Origin of the sequence: Kitasatospora purpeofusca (genome assembly GCF_000718025.1) — a bacterium.
GTDB lineage: Bacteria > Actinomycetota > Actinomycetes > Streptomycetales > Streptomycetaceae > Kitasatospora > Kitasatospora purpeofusca.
Map to the genome: position 1 here is coordinate 122,423 of NZ_JODS01000029.1, position 19,317 is coordinate 141,739.

At 73.8% G+C, this 19,317-nt stretch carries 18 protein-coding genes; 7 read left to right on the forward strand and 11 right to left on the reverse strand.

Annotated features, from left to right (window positions below):
• Positions 1 to 87: 87 nt before the first annotated feature.
• Complete coding sequence (locus IF01_RS0131460; protein WP_375341012.1) at positions 88 to 624, reverse strand: DinB family protein; 537 nt, start codon at positions 622 to 624, stop codon at positions 88 to 90.
• A gap of 276 nt (positions 625 to 900) precedes the next feature.
• On the opposite strand from IF01_RS0131460, the gene IF01_RS0131465 reads away from it, so the two are divergent.
• Positions 901 to 1,710, forward strand: coding sequence for a class I SAM-dependent methyltransferase (locus IF01_RS0131465; protein WP_030396997.1), 810 nt, complete (start codon positions 901 to 903; stop codon positions 1,708 to 1,710).
• A 123-nt stretch (positions 1,711 to 1,833) separates the two neighbouring features.
• Here IF01_RS0131465 and IF01_RS0131470 read toward each other — a convergent pair whose 3' ends face one another.
• From IF01_RS0131470 to IF01_RS0131480, 3 genes are all read right to left on the reverse strand, one after another.
• Entirely contained in the window at positions 1,834 to 3,840 is a 2,007-nt protein-coding gene (locus tag IF01_RS0131470; RefSeq protein WP_051756580.1) for a flavin monoamine oxidase family protein, read from the reverse strand.
• Between the two features lie 104 nt (positions 3,841 to 3,944).
• A complete protein-coding gene (locus IF01_RS0131475; RefSeq protein ID WP_030396999.1) occupies positions 3,945 to 4,715 on the reverse strand; it encodes an SDR family oxidoreductase in 771 nt (256 codons plus the stop codon).
• Between the two features lie 309 nt (positions 4,716 to 5,024).
• Entirely contained in the window at positions 5,025 to 5,465 is a 441-nt protein-coding gene (locus IF01_RS0131480) for a hypothetical protein (protein WP_030397000.1), read from the reverse strand.
• A gap of 318 nt (positions 5,466 to 5,783) precedes the next feature.
• On the opposite strand from IF01_RS0131480, the gene IF01_RS0131485 reads away from it, so the two are divergent.
• Positions 5,784 to 7,160, forward strand: coding sequence for a condensation domain-containing protein (locus IF01_RS0131485; RefSeq protein WP_051756582.1), 1,377 nt, complete (start codon positions 5,784 to 5,786; stop codon positions 7,158 to 7,160).
• Positions 7,161 to 7,242: 82 nt separating this feature from the next.
• Here the strand turns inward: IF01_RS0131485 and IF01_RS0131490 are convergent, their stop codons facing one another.
• The 6 genes from IF01_RS0131490 to IF01_RS0131515 form a co-directional block, all read right to left on the reverse strand.
• The gene (locus tag IF01_RS0131490) at positions 7,243 to 8,781 is read right to left on the reverse strand and encodes a M1 family metallopeptidase (RefSeq protein ID WP_030397002.1); all 1,539 of its coding nucleotides are present in this window, start codon (positions 8,779 to 8,781) and stop codon (positions 7,243 to 7,245) included.
• A gap of 175 nt (positions 8,782 to 8,956) precedes the next feature.
• A complete protein-coding gene (locus IF01_RS0131495) occupies positions 8,957 to 9,829 on the reverse strand; it encodes a sulfurtransferase (RefSeq protein WP_030397003.1) in 873 nt (290 codons plus the stop codon).
• Between the two features lie 81 nt (positions 9,830 to 9,910).
• Positions 9,911 to 10,987, reverse strand: coding sequence for a class I SAM-dependent methyltransferase (locus IF01_RS0131500; RefSeq protein WP_030397004.1), 1,077 nt, complete (start codon positions 10,985 to 10,987; stop codon positions 9,911 to 9,913).
• Positions 10,988 to 11,087: 100 nt separating this feature from the next.
• Positions 11,088 to 12,746 carry a beta-N-acetylhexosaminidase gene (locus IF01_RS0131505; RefSeq protein WP_051756583.1) on the reverse strand — a complete coding sequence of 553 codons (1,659 nt, stop codon included), beginning with the start codon at positions 12,744 to 12,746 and terminating at the stop codon, positions 11,088 to 11,090.
• Positions 12,747 to 12,826: 80 nt separating this feature from the next.
• Complete coding sequence (locus IF01_RS0131510) at positions 12,827 to 13,162, reverse strand: hypothetical protein (protein WP_030397006.1); 336 nt, start codon at positions 13,160 to 13,162, stop codon at positions 12,827 to 12,829.
• 162 nt (positions 13,163 to 13,324) lie between these two features.
• Positions 13,325 to 14,272 carry a polysaccharide deacetylase family protein gene (locus tag IF01_RS0131515; RefSeq protein ID WP_037781833.1) on the reverse strand — a complete coding sequence of 316 codons (948 nt, stop codon included), beginning with the start codon at positions 14,270 to 14,272 and terminating at the stop codon, positions 13,325 to 13,327.
• Between the two features lie 185 nt (positions 14,273 to 14,457).
• On the opposite strand from IF01_RS0131515, the gene IF01_RS0131520 reads away from it, so the two are divergent.
• On the forward strand, positions 14,458 to 15,312 hold the full coding sequence (locus IF01_RS0131520; RefSeq protein WP_078880478.1) for an SAM-dependent methyltransferase: 855 nt from the start codon (positions 14,458 to 14,460) through the stop codon (positions 15,310 to 15,312).
• 123 nt (positions 15,313 to 15,435) lie between these two features.
• Here IF01_RS0131520 and IF01_RS0131525 read toward each other — a convergent pair whose 3' ends face one another.
• Positions 15,436 to 16,335, reverse strand: coding sequence for an Fpg/Nei family DNA glycosylase (locus IF01_RS0131525; RefSeq protein ID WP_030397009.1), 900 nt, complete (start codon positions 16,333 to 16,335; stop codon positions 15,436 to 15,438).
• A gap of 150 nt (positions 16,336 to 16,485) precedes the next feature.
• Here IF01_RS0131525 and IF01_RS0131530 point away from each other — a divergent pair, with 150 nt between their 5' ends.
• The 4 genes from IF01_RS0131530 to IF01_RS0131545 all read left to right on the forward strand — a co-directional run bounded on the left by IF01_RS0131530 (position 16,486) and on the right by IF01_RS0131545 (position 19,290).
• Complete coding sequence (locus IF01_RS0131530) at positions 16,486 to 16,983, forward strand: SRPBCC family protein (protein WP_063764342.1); 498 nt, start codon at positions 16,486 to 16,488, stop codon at positions 16,981 to 16,983.
• 87 nt (positions 16,984 to 17,070) lie between these two features.
• The gene (locus IF01_RS42585; RefSeq protein WP_037781837.1) at positions 17,071 to 17,736 is read left to right on the forward strand and encodes a hypothetical protein; all 666 of its coding nucleotides are present in this window, start codon (positions 17,071 to 17,073) and stop codon (positions 17,734 to 17,736) included.
• Between the two features lie 94 nt (positions 17,737 to 17,830).
• On the forward strand, positions 17,831 to 18,658 hold the full coding sequence (locus IF01_RS0131540; RefSeq protein WP_051742075.1) for a thioredoxin domain-containing protein: 828 nt from the start codon (positions 17,831 to 17,833) through the stop codon (positions 18,656 to 18,658).
• Positions 18,655 to 19,290 carry a vitamin K epoxide reductase family protein gene (locus IF01_RS0131545; RefSeq protein ID WP_030397013.1) on the forward strand — a complete coding sequence of 212 codons (636 nt, stop codon included), beginning with the start codon at positions 18,655 to 18,657 and terminating at the stop codon, positions 19,288 to 19,290. The genes IF01_RS0131540 and IF01_RS0131545 overlap by 4 nt, the downstream gene beginning before the upstream one ends.
• Positions 19,291 to 19,317 lie beyond the last annotated feature (27 nt).

The window sequence follows — 19,317 nt, forward strand, 5'->3', positions numbered from 1 at the left end:
TCACGGTGACGGATACGGCCCGCACCCCGCCGCGCGTTCACCGGGCTCCCCGACCGGCCCGGCGGGGCCACCCCGCTACGCCCCGACCTACGCCCCGACCTCCCCGTCGATCGCCTCCCGCAGGAAGTCCGCGTGCCCGTTGTGCCGCGCGTACTCGTGGATCAGGTGGAGCATCACCAGCCGCAGCGAGACCTCCGCCTGCCAGCGCGCCTGGTACCCGGTGACGTCCAGCGACTCCGCCTCGCGCTCGATCCGCCGGGCGTGCTCCACCTCCGCCTCCCAGGCCGCGAAGGCCTCGGCCCGGTCCGCGCCGTCCGCGTCGTAGGCGGCCTGGAAGTCGCCCTCGGCTGACCACACCAGCGGGATGTCCTGCGCGTCGATGACCCGCCGGAACCAGGTCCGCTCGACCTCCGCCATGTGGCGCACCAGCCCGAGCAGGGTCAGCGTGGACGGCGGGCTCGACCTCAGCCGCAGCTGCTCGTCCGTCAACCCGGCGCACTTCATCGCCAGGGTGGCCCGGTGGAAGTCCAGGAACGCCCGCAGCGTCTCGCGCTCGCCCCCGGTCAGCGGCGGGGCGGTCCGCCCGTCCCCCGCGCCGCTCCCCGCGCCCGTCCCCATCCCCATGGCACTCCCCGTTTCCGTCGGACCCGAACGATCGGCGCCCAGTCTCCCAGCCCGCTCCTCTTCCGCCCACCCATTTCCCACCCGTCCCTCCTGACCTGCTCCTCCCCTCCCGAAACCACTTCCTTCGGGTAGTTCCACCACCGGCCGGTTTGGGTACGTACTGCGGCGCGCGCCCGCGGGAGGCCCGGTCCACCGGCCCTTCCCCGCCCGCGCCGTCACCCCGGCCACCGCCTTCACCCGGCCGTCGCCACGACACACGAGGAGCTCGAGCGAGCCATGAACCAGGACCGCATCCCAGGACCGGTACGCCGGACCTACGGCGCCGACGACCTCTCACAGGCCGCCTCCTTCGCGGGCGGATTCATCAACTTCGGCGACTGGAGCGGCATTCGCACCACCGACCCGACGACCGAGGACCGCGTCCGCAGCCAGGAGAACCTCTACCGCCGGGTGCTGCGCGCCTTCCCCGGGCCCGCCGAGTCGCTGCGGCTCGGCGAGGTGGGCTGCGGACGCGGACTGGGCGCGGCGCTCGCGCTCTGCGAGTTCCGGTTCGCCGCCGTCACCGGGGTCGACATCCACCCCGACCAGATCGAGCGCGCCCGCGCCGTCAACGCCAAGGCGCTGGCGACCTTCCCGGACCGGCTCGGCTACACCCTGGGCTCCGCCGACGACCTGCCCTTCGCGGACGCCTCACTGGACGGCCTGTACTCGGTCGAGGCGGCCCAGCACTTCCGCGAGCTGACCGGTTTCGCCCACGAGGCGGCCCGGGTGCTGCGCCCAGGCGGGCGCCTGGTGGTGACCACCTTCTTCTCCGCCGAGGGGGCCGATGTGGTCGAGCGGCTGAGCATCCTGCTCGGCAGCTTCGCCAACGGGCTGGACGTCGCCCACCCGCTGGCCGGCTTCACGTCCGACCTCGGGGCGGCCGGCTTCGCCGAGGTCACCGCGGAGTCCATCGGCCCGGACGTCTGGCCCGGCCTCGACCGCTATCTCGAGGGCACCGTCCCGCCCGGCCACTGGACCCGCAACTTCCTCCCCGCCTGGCGGGACGGCCTGCTCGACTACTACCTGCTCACCGCGACCCGCTGACCCCGGCCCTCGCCGACCCCCCGCCGTCCAGCACCCGAGCGATCCCCGCACGCCGCGGGGATCGCCTGACCCGGCCGGGCCCGTGGGCCGGTCAGTCCCTGACCCGGTCGGCCAGTGGACCGGTCAGCCCGTGTGCACCAGCAGCGCGCTCCGGACGGCCGACTCCAGCGCGCCCTCGATCCAGGCCGGCTTCGTCGAGGTGTGGTCCCCCGCGAAGTGCAGCGGCCCCTCGGAGCCGGGGATGTCGGGGAACAGCTCGGTGTGCTGACCCGGCAGCAGCACCGAGGCCTCCCCGTAGGCGTAGTGGTCACGCATCCACGACTGCGTCCTGCCCTTCGTGGTGAAGAAGACCTCGCAGCGGCGGCCGAAGACGGCCTGCACCCCGGCCAGCGCCCGCAGGTAGCGCTCCTCGTCGGCGTAGGCGTCCCACTTCAGCGCGTCGTCCGCCCAGCTGTAGGAGGCCAGCACCACGCCGCCCTCGCTGCCCTTCACCGGGTGGTCGGGCTGGAAGTAGACGAACCGGTTGGCGTGGTCGGTCACCGCGCCGCCGCCGCGCACACGGGCGGCCTCCGGGTCGCCGCCGACCGGGCGGAAGGCCGCGAAGCACTCCCGCAGCTCGCCGGGCACGCTCACCCCGAGCGCCTTCACCGAACCGTGCGCCCCGAGGTACCGCCCGTCGGTGACCTTGCCCTGCTGGTACTTCCGGTAGAGGCCGGGCTCCACCGAGTCCAGCGCGGCCCGCCAGTCCTCCTCGGTGAACTCCCACCAGCGGCGGGAGAACTCCAGCAGCACCTTGGTCGCGGCGTCGTAGTGGAGTTCGGTGACCGCCCGCCGCTTGCCGTAGCCGAGCGGCGGGTCGAAGGTGACGTGCCGCAGCCCGGCGAAGGGCACGGTCACGATCGCCTCGTCCCCCTCGAAGACCTCGGCGACCCCTCCGCGGCCGGTCCCGCCGTCCTCGGAGACGGTGTGCACCCGGACCTTGCCGCCCTGCCGGTCGATCCGCACCGCGCGCCGGTCGAAGCGCACCTTCCCCTTCACCGCCGCGTACAGGGCGTCGACGAGCTTCGCCGTGCCGCCCTCGATCTCCCAGAACCTCGTCCTCGGGTCGATCAGAGCGGCGGACAGGAAGCTGTGCACGAAGGAGAGGTGCAGCCGCGAGGTCACGTTCTGGACGGTGCCGATCAGGTCGATCGTCCTGGTGTCGAGCCCGCCCTGCTCGGTGAGGTACCGGTACATCGACCAGTGCCCGTACCGCCGCAGCACGGTGGCCCAGCCCTCCACCAGGGCCGTTCCCTCCTTGCCCCGGACCAGTGCCAGCGCGCTCTCCAGCGCCTCGGCGTAGATCACGGCGGCGGTCCGGCCGCGGTTGGGCCCGGTGACGCCGAAGGACCCGTTGACCGCCGAGGGGTCCCGCTCGTAGTCGGCCCGCCGGACGTGCAGCCCGTTGACATGGATCCAGGTGCGGTTGGTCCGCTGCGAGGGGTTCTGCGGGTCGACGTCCACCAGCAGGAACTCCTGCCGCGGCAGCCGGTACTTGTCGAGCAGCGCCATCACCAGCGGGTGGCTCTCGGGCAGCCGCATCGCCCCCGCCTCGGCGTAGAGCAGGGGGTCGGCGAAGGGCTGGGCGGCGTTCTCGTGGCCGCCCTTGCGGAAGGTCTTGATCCGGCCGCCGACGCGGTTGCCGTTGGCCTCGATCACGACGACGTCGTGCCCCGCCCGGTTGAGCAGGTCGGCGGCGAGCAGTCCGGCCGGTCCGGCCCCGACGACCAGCACCCGCTTGGTCCCCCGGGCGCGGCCCGGCGGCAGGCCGTTCCGGACGATCTCCAGATAGCCCGGGGCGAGCGGCCGGTCGAGCTCGTCGTGGACGGCGATGGCGCGGGCGACCATGGTGTACGCCCGCTCGTCGGTCCCGGGCGGCACGGCGGTCGGGGGCACTGCGGTCGGCGGGTCGGCCGCGGGCGGGACGGTCGGCGGGGCGGCGGGGGCGAGCGCGGCGGCGGGAACGGCGGCGGCGGTGAGACCGGCGGCGAGCACCGACGCGCCGGTCACCGCGACGACCGACCGCCGGGCCGGTCCGGGCACGACGCCGGTCGTGTCCGGGCGGGGAACGTCCAAGTCTTCAGTGGTCATGGCGCACCACTCTTGGCGCACGAACGGCCCGACGGAACCACAGTCACCCGGACGGGAGGTATCCACCACCCGATCGCGTGGCACCGCTCGCCCCGCCTTGACGCTCAGGCCTGCCGGGTCGGCAGGGCGACCAGGTGACGGAGGTTCACATGGCGCGGACGGGTGACGGTGAAGGCGATCAGCTCGGCGATGTCCTGGGCGGTCAGCGCCGGCATCGCGTCGAACATCCCGTCGAGCTGCTCGCGCAGCACCGGGTTGTCGATGTGCCCGCCGAGTTCGGTGTCGGTGAGCCCGGGCTCGATTGCGGCGACCCGCACGTCCCGGGGGCCGAGTTCGGTGCGCAGCGCGGCGGACAGCTGGGTGAGCGCCGCCTTGGTGGCCCCGTAGACGGCGTAGTCGGGGAACAGCACGTGGGAGGCGATGGAGGAGACGTTGACCAGGTCGGCGGGGCGGCCCTCGGCGGCGGCCGCGACGAGGTCGGCGGAGAAGGCGCGGACGATCCGCAGCGCGCCGGTCAGATTGGTGTCGATCATCCGGGTCCACTCGTCGATCCGCCCGTCCGCGAGCGGATTGGGCAGCATCACCCCGGCGTTGTTGACCACCAGGTCGACCGGGCCCCAGGTGTCGTGCACGGTCCGGACGGCGGCGTCGACCGAGGACTGGTCGGTGACGTCGGCGGTGACGGCGAGGGCCCGGCCGCCGGCGGCGGTGATCGCGGCGGCGAGGGCGTCCAGCCGCTCGGCCCGGCGGGCCAGCAGGGCGACCCGGGCGCCGTCGGCGGCGAGCAGCCGGGCGGTGGCCTCGCCCATGCCGCTGGCGGCTCCGGTGACGACGGCGGTGCGGGTGGCGAGCGAGGGGTACGTGGGGTGGTTCATGTTCTGCTCCGGTGCGGTTCGTTGGCGCGGACGGCCTGACGGGACCACTCTGGTCGCACCGCCGCGCGCCACCCAGGGCCCTGTTCCACCCGGGTCCGGCGGACCCTGGGTCCGGCAGACCCTGGTTGCGCCGCCGCACGACTGCACCGCTGTACCGCCGCACCACTGCACCGCCGCACCGCTGAGCCGCTGAGCCGCTGCGGCACCGCTGAGCCACTGCGGCACGAGGTGCCGGCGACCGGGGCCGGTCCCGCCGATTTCGCCGCGGCCCCGGAAGGATCCGCGGGACCGGCCCCGGTCAGTGCTTCGTCAGCAGGTGACCGGCACGGTGACGGTGGCGGTCGACGGCGGCCAGCCCCACTGGGTCACGTTGAACGTGGCCTGGACGCTGGAGCCGCACGGCGCGGTGCCGGAGACGTTGCCGACCGGGATGCCGCCGCCGGGGATGAGCACGTAGGGCGAGTCGCTCCCGATCAGGGCGCCGCCGACGACGCTCGCGGTCAGGTTGAAGGACACCTTCTGCGGGTTCCAGGCGACGCTGGCGGGGGTCGCATAACCGGAGAACACGACCTGGTCGCCGGTCACCGAGGCGCAGAGCCGCAGGTTGACGACGCCCGGGAACCCGTCGACGCAGTTCTTGGTGGGGCCGGTGGGGCCGCCGGTGGTCTGCGCGGAGGCCTGGGTGGCCCCGGTGACGGCCAGCGCGGAGAGCGCGGCGCCGGTGGCGAGGAGCGCGGCGAATCGCTTCATCTCGGTACTTCTCCTTCGGACGAACGGAGGGTGGGTTCGTTCGCGAGGCGGGCATCGCGGTCGACTGCACGTCCCGGGTGGTCGCACATCACCCCTGATCGCACGTCACATGTGCAATGTCACGCCTCACATGCGAGATGCTGCCACGCCGACCCCGGATGTACCGCCCGGTAGCCCGGGTTCCGAAGATCCTTACCGGATTTGACCTTCTTCTGGCGCGATTTCGCGGCCGTGCCGCAGACTCTCCGGGACGGCTCCCACCGCACCCGCCCGTACCACCACCCCGCATCCGCACCAGCGCATCGGAGAACCCCCACGGTGACCACGAGTCGACAACTGGAGATACCCTTCGCCGACGGCCGCTCCGGCAGCGGCCCCGCCACCTGGGGCCAGCGAGCCATCTGGGACGTCGTCAACCGCCTGGCCCCCGCCGACCGCCCCCGCTACAACATCGGCACCGCCGCCCCGCTCGACCCCGGCCTGCCGCTCCCGGTGGTCCTGGCCGCCCTCGGGCACCTGCTGCACCTGCACGACTCCCTGCACACCCGGCTGCTCCCCGAGCCGGACGGCAGCGGACTGCGCCAGACCGTCGACCCGGCGGGCACCCTGCCCGTCCCGGTCCGGGACCTCCCCGCCGACACCGACCGGGCCGGGCTCGGCGCCGCCGGAGCCGCGCTGCACGAGGACCTGACGGGCCGTGCCTTCGACTGCGGCGCCGAGTGGCCGGTCCGGGTCGGCCTGGTCGTGGCCGACGGCCTGGTGCGGCACATCTCCCTGGTGCTCTCCCACACCGCCGTGGACGGCACCGGGATGGGCCTGCTGGTCCGCGACCTCACCGCCCTCGCCCTGGGCGCCGACCCGGCCGCGGTCCGGGCCGGCCGGACCACCCAGCAGCCCCTGGAGGAGGCCGGGTTCCAGACCTCGGAGCGCGGCCGCAAGCGCGACGCCAACGCCCGCGCGCACACCCTGCGCAAACTGCGCGCCGCCCCGGACCGGCTGTTCCCGCCCGCCCCGGCGGCCGATCCCGCCGCCCGGTTCCCGAACGCCGTCCTCAGCTCGCCCGCCCTGCTCCGCGCGGTCGACACGGTGGCCGCCGCGCACCGGGCCGGCTCCTCCGCCGTCCTGCTGGCCGCCACCGCCGCCATGACGGCCCGGCTGGCCGGCCGCCCGGACGCGGTGCTCCAGGTGGTGGTCAACAACCGCTTCCTGTCCGGCCTCACCGACGCGGTGAGCGTGATCGCCGGCGACGCCCTGCTGCACCTCCAGGACGCCGACGGCGAGTTCGGCGCGGCCGTGCGCCGCACCCACGCCGCGTCGATCGCCGCCTACCGGCACGCCTACTACGACCGCCGCCTGCTGGACGCCGAGATCGAGCGCCTCACCGCCGACCGGGTACCGCTCGCCGACCGCTCCTGCGTCTTCAACGACACCCGCGACCTGCTCCCCGGCGGCCTCACCGCCCCGGACCCGGCCGTCGCGGGCGCCGGGGCCGACGGGGCCACCACCCTGGACTGGCCGGTCGACTTCGACCCGCGTCCCGGGCTCACCTACGCCCTGGACGCGCAGCGCACCCCGACCGCCCTGCAGCTCGCCATGACGGCCGACCCCGCGCTGCTGCCCCGGCCCGCGATGGAGCGCTTCCTGCGCGGCATCGAGGAGCTGGTCCTCACCGAGGAGCGCGCGCTGCGCCCCTGAAGGACCGGAGGCCCGGTCGGCCACCCATGTGGGCGGCCGACCGGGCCCCGGCAACTCCCGCTCGCACGCGGGCGAGGGAGCGTCAGCCCCGGTGCTCGTGCACCGCGTTGGTGTCCTGGATCTTCTGCCAGGACTTCGGCTGCGCCGGCGACGCCGCCGACGCCCCCGGGGCGAGGCCCGCGACCCCGGGCGCCGCCGCGAGCGCCGAGCCGGCCGGCGCTCCGGCCGAGCCCACCGCCGGCTTGCCGGCCGTGAACAGCCAGGTGTTGAACAGCGCGCCCAGCGGCTTGCCGGAGACCTTCTCCGCGTAGGCCTGGAACTGCGGGATGGTGGCGTTGCCGTATTTGCGCTCGGTCGGCCACCCCTTCAGGATCGCGAAGAACTTGTCGTCCCCGACCGTGTTGCGCAGCGCCTGGATGGCGATCGCGCCGCGGTCGTAGACGGCGCCGGCGAACTGGTGGTCCGGGCCCGGGTCCCCCGGCCGCACGGACCAGAACGCGTTGTCGGCCGCGTAGTTGTTGTAGACGTAGTCGGCCAGCTCCTGCGCCGTGCCCTCGTTCTCGTGCTCCGACCAGAGCCACTGCGCGTACCGGGCGAAGCCCTCGTTGAGCCAGATGTCGCTCCAGCGCTGCACCGAGACGCTGTCGCCGTACCACTGGTGGGCCAGCTCGTGCGCCACCACGGAGGTGTTGGCGCCGCGCGCGAACTGCGCGGGGCTGTAGAAGACCTGCCCTTGGGTCTCCAGCGCGTAGCCGGTCGGCACATTGGGCACGTAGCCGCCGACGGTCTCGAACGGGTACGGGCCGAACACCGTGCTGAGCCAGTCGGTCAGTTCGCCGGTCCGCTCGACGCTGGCCTGCGCGGCGCCGAGGTTGACGCCGAGGTCGGGGCTGTAGGCGGTGATGACCGGCAGCCCGCCCTCGGTGGTGTCCTTGCGGATGTCGAACTTCCCGATCGCCAGCGTGGCCAGATAGGTGGCCTGCGGCTTGGTCTGCCGGTAGTTGTAGCGGGTCCAGCCGGGCCGGGAGCTGGTGGTCTGGGTGCCGTTGCTGACCACCTGGGTGCCTTCCGGCACCAGCACCGAGACGTCGAAGGTGGCCTTGTCGGTCGGGTGGTCGTTGGCCGGGAACCACCAGGCGGCGCCCTCGGGCTCGTTGGCGGCCACCCCGCCGTCGGGGGTGCGCAGCCAGGCGGAGTACCCGCCGCGCTCGACCTCGCCCGGCTTGTCGGCGTAGCGGACGACCACGGTGAGCGGGCTGCCCTTGGCGACGGTGCGGGAGGGGGTGATCACCAGCTCCTGCTCGCCGCTGGTGGTGAACTTGGCGGCCCGGCCGTTGACCAGCACCTCCTTCACGCTGAGCACGAAGTCGAGGTTGAAGCGGGTGAGGTCCTGGGTGGCGGTGGCCAGGACGGTGGTGGTGCCCTCCAGCTCGTCGGTGGCGGGCTGGTATTTGAGCCGGATGTCGTAGTGCGAGACGTCGTAGCCGCCGTTGCCGGCGTTCGGGTAGTAGGGATCGCCGATGCCCGCCGCACCCGGGCCGGCCTGGGCGGCGGAGGCGGGGACGGACAGCAGCAGGGCGAGCGCGCCGGCAGCGGCAGAGACGATCAGCCTCTTGCGCACAGGGGTCCTCCACAGGATCACTGGGACAACGGGTCGGATCGATCCTTGTCCCAACGAACCCGGTCCTACGCCTGAACGATGAAATGTTCATGAGAAGAAACAGGCCGAAATGGCCGGGCGGCCGAACCGTGACACGACGTCACGGCCCGTCCACCGACCGCCTGCTGCCACCCCGTCAGGCTCCCAGTGCCACCGGCGCCCGGACCAGCGAGCCGTACTCGGTCCACGACCCGTCGTAGTTCTTGACGTGCTCGAAGCCGAGCAGCTCGGTCAGCGCGAACCAGGTGTGCGCCGAACGCTCCCCGATCCGGCAGTAGGCGATCACCTCCTGCTCCGGCCCGATGCCCCGGCCGCCGTACAGCTCCCGCAGCTCCTCGGCCGGGCGGAACGTCCCGTCCTCCCTGGTCGCCTGCGACCAGGGGATGTTGACGGCGCCCGGGATGTGCCCGGGCACCTGGGCCTGCTCCTGCGGCAGGTGCGCCGGGGCCAGTGCCTCGCCCCGGAACTCGGCCGGCGAGCGGACGTCCACCAGTACCGCGTCCGAGCCGGGCTTGGCGAAGACCTCCGCCTTGGCCAGCACCTCGTCCCGCATCGCCCGCACCTCCGGGTGCTCGGGCCCGGTCAGCCGGTACGGGCTGTGCTGGTGGTCCAGTACCTCGGCGGTCAGCTCCCGCCCCTCCAGCTCCCACTTCTTGCGCCCGCCGTCCAGCAGCCGCACCGGGCCGAAGCCGCGCAGCCGCAGCAGCCAGTAGGCGTAGGCGGCGAACCAGTTGTTGTTGCCGCCGTACAGCACGACGGTGGTGTCCTCCTCGACCCCGGCCGCGCGCAGCAGGTGCTCGACGCCCGCGCGGTCCACGTAGTCGCGCCCGACCGGGCTGTGCAGATCGGTGGCCCAGTTCCAGCCGATCGCGCCGGGCAGGTGGCCGCGCTCGTAGGCGCCGTTGTCCTCGTCCACCTCGACCACGCGGAGCGTGCCGTCGTCGAGGTGCCGGGCGAGCCACTCGGTGCCGACCAGTGCCTCGGGGTGTGCGTAGCCGTTGCCGGTCATCGACGCCCTCCTTCGCTCGGGCCTCGGAGCTTGTACCCGCCGGGCCTGTCCCCGCCGGGCCTGTCCCCGCCGGGGCGGGCGCTACGCCGCGACGGCCAGCCTCGCCACGTAGTACTGGTTGAGCGGATCGCCCTCGATCCGCGACACGTCCACCGAGCCGAAGCCGGCCTCGGCGAGCATCCGGCGCGCGGTCTGCTCGCCCCAGACGGTGCCCAGCCCGGCGCCGCCCTCGCCGAGCGAGACCGTCATGCAGTAGAAGGTCGAGAAGGTGTACAGCGCCGGGGCGAGCGGATGGTCGATGTTCTCCTCCAGCAGGCTGCTGGCGGCGATGTCGCCCATCAGGAAGACGCCCTCGGGCCGCAGCACCCCGGCGACGGCCCGCAGGGTGCGGTCGGGGCGGGCCAGGTCGTGGACCACGTCGAAGGCGGTCACCAGGTCGTACCCGCCGGTCAGGTCGGCCGAGTCGGCGAGCACGAAGCGGGCGTTGTCCAGACCGTGCACGGCGGCCTCGGCCTTGGCCGCGCCGATGCCCTGCTCGGAGATGTCCACCCCGGTGAACCGGCTGGCCGGGAAGGCACTGGCCAGCACGTTGACGGCGTGGCCCTGCCCGGTGCCGATGTCGACCGCGTCGATCCCGGCCCGCAGCCGCTCGGCGAGCCCGGGCACCAGCGGCACCACGGCGTCCACCAGCGCCAGGTCGTAGCCGGCCGCGCTCTCCTCGGCCTGGAGCTCCTGGAAGCGCGGGTAGGCCGAGTACGGCAGCCCGCCGCCGGTGCGGAACGCCTCGACGATCCGGTCCTCGACCTCGCCGAACAGGGCGAGGTACTGCATCATCCCGGCCAGGTTCTCCGGACCGCCGGCCCGGGTCAGCGAGGAGGCGTGCTCCGGCGGCAGCCGGTAGGTACGGTCCCGCGGCTCGTACTCGACGAAGCCGCCGACCACCATCGCGCCCAGCCACTCCCGGACGTAGCGCCCGTCCAGCCCGGCCGCACCGGCGACCTCCTCGACCGTCGAGGGCGGAAGGCCGGCCATGGTGTCGAAGAGGCCGGTCCGGTGGCCGACACTGGCCATGAATCCCAGGCAGGCGTCGTTGAGCACCTGCAAAACGCGACCCGCGAACTCCTCCTGCTCGACCGGGTCCGGTTCCCGTTCGGACATCGTTCCTCCTGCGCCGTGTCGGGACCTGCGCGAACCCCTCCCCCGGCCACGCTACGCCGTTCGTGCGCGATCCCCCATCCGCGGCGGCAACCGACGGCCGCTACGGGGCCGGCCAGGGCACCTCGTGCCGCCGCTCGTAGGCGTAGCCGGCCGCCTCCCAGCGGGCGCCCTCCTCGGCGAGCCGGGCCTTGAAGCGCCCCCAGTCGTGGCTCGCCCGGGGCGACCAGCCCAGTTCGGCGAGCGCGGGCAGCCGGGGCAGCAGCATCAGGTCGAGCTCGCCGGGGGTGTCCAGGGTCTCGGTCCACAGCGGCGCCTCGACGCCGACGACCGAGCCCGCCCGCAGCGGCAGCAGGGTGTCCGGGTCCCAGTCGTACGCGGTCCTGACGTCGACGGTTCCGGCCCAGACCAGGCCGAGCGGATAGGTCGCCTCGTACTTCATGTCCAGGTAGCTGCGGCCGGACGGCGACATGATCACCTCGGCGCCGCGTTCGGCGGCCTCCCGCAGTTCGGTGTCGCGCCCGGCCCGGCCGTCCCAGAACTGCAGCAACCCGATCCCGCCCGGCGCGGTCTGGTTCCAGCCCACCGGGGTCTTCCCGGCCGCGCGCACCTGCTCGCCGACCCGCCGGACGAACTCCGCGTACTCGGCCGGGGCGACCCCCTTCACCTCGTCGCCGCCGAGGTGCAGATAGGGCCCCGGGGTGAGCCGGGCCAGCTCGGTGACCACGTCCCGGGTGAAGGAGAACACCGCGTCACCGGTCGGGCAGAGCGTGGAGAAGCCGACCTCGATCCCGGTGTACGGCCAGGGGCGGGCGCTGCCCGTGCAGTCCAGCTCGGGGTAGGCGGCGAGGGCCGCGTTGCTGTGGCCCGGCAGGTCGATCTCCGGGACGACGGTCAGGTAGCGCTCCTGCGCGTAGCGGACGATCTCCTGGTAGTCGGCCGCGGTGTAGAACCCGCCGGGGGTGCCGCCGACCTCGCTGGTCGCGCCCACCGCCGTCAGGGCGGGCCGGGCCGGTACCTCGATCCGCCAGCCCTGGTCGTCGGTCAGGTGCAGATGCAGGTGGTTGAGCTTGTACAGCGCGAGGCGGTCGATGAAGCCCTTGACCTCGGCCGGGGTGAAGAAGTGCCGGGCGACGTCGAGCATCGCGCCCCGGTAGGCGTAGCGCGGGCGGTCCTCGACGGTGACCGGGGCGAGCGTCCACTCCGTGCCGTCGGCGACCGGGACCGGGCTCTCGATCCGCGGCGGCAGCAGCTGCCGGAGGGTCTGGGTTCCCCGGAACAGGCCCTCGGCGCTGCGGGCGGTGATCCGCACCCCGTCGGCGTCGGCGGTCAGCCGGTAGCCCTCGGCGCCGGTGGCCTCGGGGAGCGCGGGGTCGAGTGCCAGGGCGATGCCGTCGCCGGCTGCGGGTTCCACCACCGGGAGGGGCAGTCCGGTGGGGCGGCGAAGGGCTTCGGCGAGCCGCTCGGCGATCGCCCGCACCTCCCCGGCCTGTCGTTCCACCGCCTCCGCGCCGGGGGCGGTCCGGATCACGGTGCGGTCGGTGAGCCGGTAGCCGGCACCGGCGCCGGGGGTGACGGAGAGCGGCACCGGGACGATCCGGTCGGCGGTGCGCGGTCCGGCGGGGACGGGCCGGGCGGCGGTGCCGTCCCGGGAGCCGAGCACGCGCTGGAGGCCGAGACCGGCGGCGGTCAGGGCGAGGACGCAGAGGACGGTCAGAAGTACGCGGCTCCGGGCGGACAGCCCGGCGATCGGTCTCGGCACTGCGGCTCCCGGTGTCGGTTCACCGGAATGGTCTCAACCAATCGCCGAACTGTCCCGTAGTTGCGCCGAAATCGGCCGCCTCAGGAGAAGAGGACCGAGCGGAAGTGGAGCCGCCGGCCGGCCGAGGCGCCCGGGTCCAGCACCCGGTAGACGTCCCCGACGCAGCCGAAGTCCAGGAAGGCGACGGCGCTCCCGTTGGTGCGGTTGACGGGTGCGTAGGCAGCGTCCTGGTCGGTGGCTCCCTTGACGTCGACGCACTCCTCGGCCTTGGGGTCGACCAGTTCGCCGCGGTGTTCGGAGCCGTCGGCCCGGTAGGTGTAGCGGAACACGCCGTCGGCGGCGTTGGCGGAGACCGGAACGGCGAGGACGAGACCGATCGCGCTGGTGGCGGCGACCAGGGTGTTGCGGAGACGCATGACGGGGGACCTTTCGGGCGGTACTCGACGGCACCGGGGGAATAGTGCGATATCACCCTAAGGGCCCCAAAATTGGGGAAACGATTCTTCTAATCCATCCTTTCGGGTGGTTTATCCACTATTTGCGCGACCTTTTCGACTCCGGCTCCATGTGCTGACGACTCAGCCGGGCGGGGCGGTGAAGTGGTACCCGGAGTCGATCAGCACCGGCAGGTACGCCTTCAGCGCCGCCACCGTCTGCGAACGGTCCCCGCCGCCGTCGTGGTTGAGCACGATCGCGCCGGGCCGGACGTCCTTGAGGATCCGGTCGGTGATCACGACCGTCCCCGGGCGGGCCCAGTCCCGGGGGTCGACCGACCAGGCCATCGGACGCATGCCCAGCTCGGCGCTCACCTTCAGCGAGGCCGGGGACCAGTCGCCGCCGGGCGCCCGGAACCAGGTCGGCGCCTTCCCGGTGGTCCGGTGCAGCAGCTCGGAGGTGCGCTCCAGCTCCTCGCGGACCTTGGCCTCGGAGAGGTGGCGCAGGTCGGGGTGGGTCCAGGTGTGGTTGGCGATGTGGTGGCCCCGGGCGGCGATCTCCCGGACCAGGTCGGCGTGCTCGACGGCGTTCTCGCCGATCAGGAAGAAGGTGGCCCGGATGCCGTGCTGCTCCAGCAGGGCCAGCACGGTCGGGGTGTGCCGGGGGTCGGGGCCGTCGTCGATGGTGAGCGCCACCACCCGCCGGTCGGCGTCGAGCTCGTACACCGGGCGGCTCTCGGCCTCCGTCAGCGCCCGCGCGGGCGCCGCCCCGGCCGGGGGCGCGGACGAGGGCGCGGCGGCGGCGGGCGAGGGGGCGGAGGCGGGTGCGGCGGCGGACGGCGCGGCGGGTGCCGCGGCGGACGGGCCCGCGGACGGCCCGGCGGCCTGCTCGGCTGCCGGAGTCGTGGCCTCGGTCGGGGGCGGCCCTTCGGTGGGCGAGTCCCCCGGGACCGGGTCCGGGCCCGCCGAACGGGCCGCGGCGGCGGCCCTGGCCACCTCCTCGGCCCGGCCGCACCCGGCGACCCCGAGCAGCGACATCCCCGCCGCGACCAGCAGCAACCTTCGCGAAGTAATCTGACGATCAGACAGCATGACGGATCTGTCCCCCGTTCATCGGCCCGTCTCCCAGCGGCCACCCCGACAGGTTCGATCACCACCCCAACGGCCCAAGGCGGGCCCTGTGCACCGGCTGTTCGCCCACCCCGTGACCGGATCCCCGCCGGGCCCGCTAATCTGACCTCTCCCAGTGTGATGATCTGTCTTAAAAGGACGTGGCCATGACGACGAGTCAGGACTTCGCCGACCGGTCCGAGAACGATGCCGCCGAACTCAGCCAGTGGGAGAAGTACGGGGTCGACACCAGCACCCCGCACTCCGCCCGCGTCTACGACTACTGGCTGGGCGGGAAGACCAACTTCCCGCCCGACCGCGCGATGGGCCAGGCCATCGAGCAGGCCGTGCCCACCATGAAGGCGCAGGCCAAGGAGAACCGCGGCTTCCAGAAGCGCGCCGTGCGCCACCTCGCCGAGCGCTACGGCATCCGCCAGTTCCTCGACCTCGGCACCGGCATCCCCACCTCGCCGAACACCCACGAGATCGCCGAGTCGGTCAGCCCCGGCACCCGGGTCGTCTACGTGGACAACGACCCGATCGTGCTGGCCCACGCCCGCGCGCTGATGGTCTCCACCCCGGCCAGCCGCACCACCTACATCCACGCCGACCTGGGCAAGCCCGCCGAGCTGCTGGCCGACCCGGCCCTCAACAGCACGCTGGACCTCGACCAACCGGTCGGCATGCTGATGATCGCCGTACTGATGCTGATCGCCGACGAGGACGACCCGTGGGGCAAGGTCGCCGCGCTGCGCGACGCGCTCCCCTCCGGCAGCTACCTCGCGCTCACCCACCCGACCCAGGACTTCAACGAGGCCGCCGTCGCCCAGGTGACCGCCTCCGCCCGCGCCGCCGGGATGACCCTGGTGCCGCGCAGCAAGGAGGAGGTCACCCGGTTCTTCGACGGCTGGGAGCTGATCGAGCCCGGCGTCGCCCCGGTGATGTCCTGGCACCCGGACGGCGAGCAGCCGGCCGACCCGTACGCGGCGTACTACTGGGGCGGCCTCGCCCGCAAGCCGTAGGCCCTCCACGGCATCCCCGACGTCCCGCCGGCCCCGCCTCCCACCGCGGAACGGGGCCGGCCGACGGCGCGGGCCGGTTCGGCGGCCGCACCTGTCAGCGGCCGCACCGCTCCGGCGGCGGCGCTACTTGAGCAGCCGGGAGAGCCGCCGGTCCGCGAGCGGCTTCCCCCCGGTCTGGCAGGTCGGGCAGTACTGCAGCGAGGAGTCCGCGAACGACACCTCCCGCACGGTGTCCCCGCAGACCGGACAGGGCTGCCCGGTCCGCCCGTGCACCCGCATCCCCAGCTTCTTCTCCGCCTTCAGCTCCCCCGCCGCCAGTCCGCGCGAACGCTCCACCGCCTCGCGCAGGGTCGAACCGAGCGCCTCGAACAGCCGCTCCGTCTCCTCCTCCGACAGATCGGCCGCCAGCTTGTACGGGGACATCCGGGCCACGTGCAGCACCTCGTCCGAGTAGGCGTTGCCCACCCCGGCCAGCACGGTCTGGTCCCGCAGCACCCCCTTGATCCGGCGGCGCTCACCGGCCAGCAGCGCCCGGAAGCGCGCCAGGTCGAAGTCCGGGTCGAACGGGTCCGGGCCCAGCCGGGCCACCCCCGGGACCTCCTCGGCGTCCCGCACCACGTACACCGCGAGCCCCTTCTTGGTGCCCGCCTCGGTCAGGTCGAAGCCGTCCCCGTCCGGGCCCTCCAGCCGCACCCGCAGCGCCAGCGGATTGCGCCCGCCCGGCTTCGGCGGCTCCGCCGGCAGCTGCTCCCGCCAGCGCAGCCAGCCCGCCCTGGCCAGGTGGACCACCAGGTGCAGCCCGTCCGCCCCGGTGTCCGCCGACCCGGTGGCCACGAGCCCGATGTCCAGGAACTTCCCGTGCCGGACCACCGGGCCGACCGTCCGCCCGGCCAGCGCCGTCACCGGCGGGTCGTAGGTCTTGAGCGCGCTGATCGCCACCGGCCGCACCTCGGCGACCACCCGCCCGGTCAGCCGTTCGGACAGGAAGGCGGTCAGGGCCTCGACCTCTGGCAGCTCCGGCATGTGCCCAGTCTCGCCCGACCGCCCGCCATCCGCCTCCTCCGCCGCCCGTCCCGCCGCCCCTCCGGGCTGCCCCGCCCTTTGCCCCGGGCCGCCCCGCGGCGCAGTCTGGAGGGGCGGCCCGCGCGCCAACCCGAGGAGGTCCGGCCGGCCATGAGCACGCTGGAGGAACAGATCGACATCGACGCCCCCGTCCTGGCGGCCTGGGAGCAGCTGCACCGCGTCCACGAGTACCCGCAGTTCGTCGACGGCGTCCGCACCGCCCAACCGCACGGCCGCAACCTGGCCCACCTCGCGGTGGAGATCGCCGGCGCCGAACGGGACGTCGAGACCGAGATCACCGACCGGGGCCGGGGCCGGGTGATGGCCTGGCGCACCCTGGACGGTCCGGAGCTGCACGGCGCCTTCGCGCTGCGCCCGCTCGACCCGGCGCACACCCGGGTGCAGGTCCGGGTGGAGTACGACCCGGGGGCGGTCCGGGAGGCGTTCGGCGGACCCGGCGGCTTCGCGCTGGCGGGGGCGATCGAGCGGACCGTCCGGACCGACCTGGAGGCGTTCCGGGAGCTGGTCGAGGCCAGGGTCGAGGCCGCCGCGAAACCGCCCGAGCCGGTCGTGGAGGCACCCGGCACGGTCACCGTAAACGGCATATAAGCCCAGCTCAGGGCCGGTGGTGAGGATCTTCACAGCGGGCCCCGGAGCCACTCGTCCGGCTTTCGACCTGTGGCACACTCGGGACTCATGAACTGTGCCCGGGACACCAGGACGCTGCGCGCGGCGGTCTTCGCCGCGCTGCTCGTGCTGCTCGCCGGGCTCGGCCAGGTACTGGTCACCGGACGCCCGCTGCCGCTCGGCACGCTGGCGGTGGCCGGGGCCGCCGTCTTCGCGGTGGCCTTCGTCCTGTCCGGCCGCGAACGCGGCTACCGGGTCGTCGCGGCGGTCTTCCTGCCGCTGGAACTGGGCCTGAGCGCCCTGTTCGACCTCGCCCAGTCCACCTGCCCCTCGCTGCCGCCCGGCGCCGCCCGCGGTCTCGAACCGCTGCTGTGCGGCGGCGGCTCGCTCGGCGGCCTCCTGCTCGGCCACGGGCTCTCCCGGCCGGTCGGGCTCGGCCTGCTGCTGCTCCTGCACACCGTGCTCGCGCTGGCCGCCGCGTACTGGCTGCGCAGCGCCGACGCCGCGCTCTCCGGGCTGGCCCGCACGGCGCGGATCCTCGGCGACTTCGCCCGGCGCTTCCCCGCCGCGGCCGGCCACTGGCTGGCGCTGCTGACCGCGCCGCTGCCGGCCCGCCCGGTGGCGCGGGTGCCGTTCCCCCGGGCCAGCCGGGTGCTGGTCCCCGCCGAGTCCGTCCGGCTCCGGCCCGCCGTCCGGCGCGGCCCGCCCGCACGGCTGCCGGCGCCCGCCCGCTAGGCGACCCGCGGACCCTCCCGGTCCCCCGGTCCCGGCCGGCCGTGCGCCCGACGCGCCCGCACGCCCCGCCAAGAGCACCAGGACGACCTCCACCATGAGCACCTCCCCCAAGAAGAGCACCACCCCCGGCGACCGGAAGGCCGCCCGTCGGGCCGCCACCGAGCGGATGCGCCAGGAGCGCGAGCAGGCCGAGCGCTCGGCCCGGATCCGCCGCCGGGCGGTGGTCGGCACCGCCTCCGCCGTCCTGCTGGCCCTCGCGGCGGGCGTCGCCTTCGCCGTCGGCGGCTCGACCGGTTCCGGCGGCGGCTCCGGCTCCGCCGACACCGCGGGCCCGCTGGTCGTGCCGGCGAACGCGAGCGGCCCGGACGGCACCGTGGTCACCTACGGCAAGGCCGACGCCCCGCACACGCTGGAGATCTACGAGGACTTCCGCTGCCCGTTCTGCGAGCAGCTGGAGACCACCACCGGCCCGACCGTCCAGCAGCTCGCCGACGCGGGCAGCTACAAGATCGAGTACCACCTGGCGACCTTCCTCGACCAGGGCCTCGGCGGCAAGGGCTCGCGCACCGCGCTGGCCGCCGCCGGCGCGGCGCTGAACGAGGGCGTGGACAAGTTCAAGCAGTTCCACGACGTGCTGTACGCCAACCAGCCGGAGGAGCGCACCGACGCCTTCGCCGACGTCAACCACCTGCTCGACCTGGCCGACAAGGTGCCGGGCCTGAAGACCGACGGCTTCGTCAAGGCGGTCCGCGAGGGCACCTACCTGCCCTGGGCCGGCCAGGTGAACAAGGCCTTCGACAAGAGCGGCGTCACCGGCACCCCGACCGTCCGCCTGGACGGCAAGAAGCTCGACGTGTTCTCCGGCGGCAAGGCCGTCTCGCCCGAGCAGTTCACCGCGATGGTCAAGCAGGTGACCGGATGACGGCCTCCTCCCCCGCCCCCGCCCCCGCGGGCACCCGGCCCGGGTACGGCGCGAGCCGCCCGTTCGCCCTGCTGCTGGTGATCGGGGGCGCACTGGGCCTGTTCGCCTCGGCGGTCCTCACCCTGGACAAGATCCGGCTGCTGAAGGACCCGTCCTACGTCCCGAACTGCAACATCAATCCGATCATCAGCTGCGGCTCGATCATGCGCAGCGACCAGGCCGAGGCCTTCGGCTTCCCCAACTCGCTGCTCGGCCTGGTCGGCTTCGCCGTGGTGATCGCGATCGGCGCCGGCCTGCTGGCCGGCGCCACCTACCGCCGCTGGTTCTGGCTCGGCCTCCAGGCCGGCACGGTCTTCGGGATCGGCTTCGTGACCTGGCTGATGTACCAGGCGCTGTACCGGATCGGCGCGCTCTGCCCGTTCTGCATGGTGGTCTGGACGGCGATGATCCCGCTGTTCTGGTACACCACCCTGCACAACCTGCGCACCGGCATCATCCCGGTCCCCCGCACCCTGCGCCCGGCCGTCCGCGAGGCCGCCCGCTACCACTGGGCCGTCCCGGCCCTCTGGTACGCGGTGATCGCCCTGCTGATCCTGAAGCGCTTCTGGTACTACTGGTCGACCCTGCTCTGATCCCCGCTGTGTTGGGCGCCCGCGGCG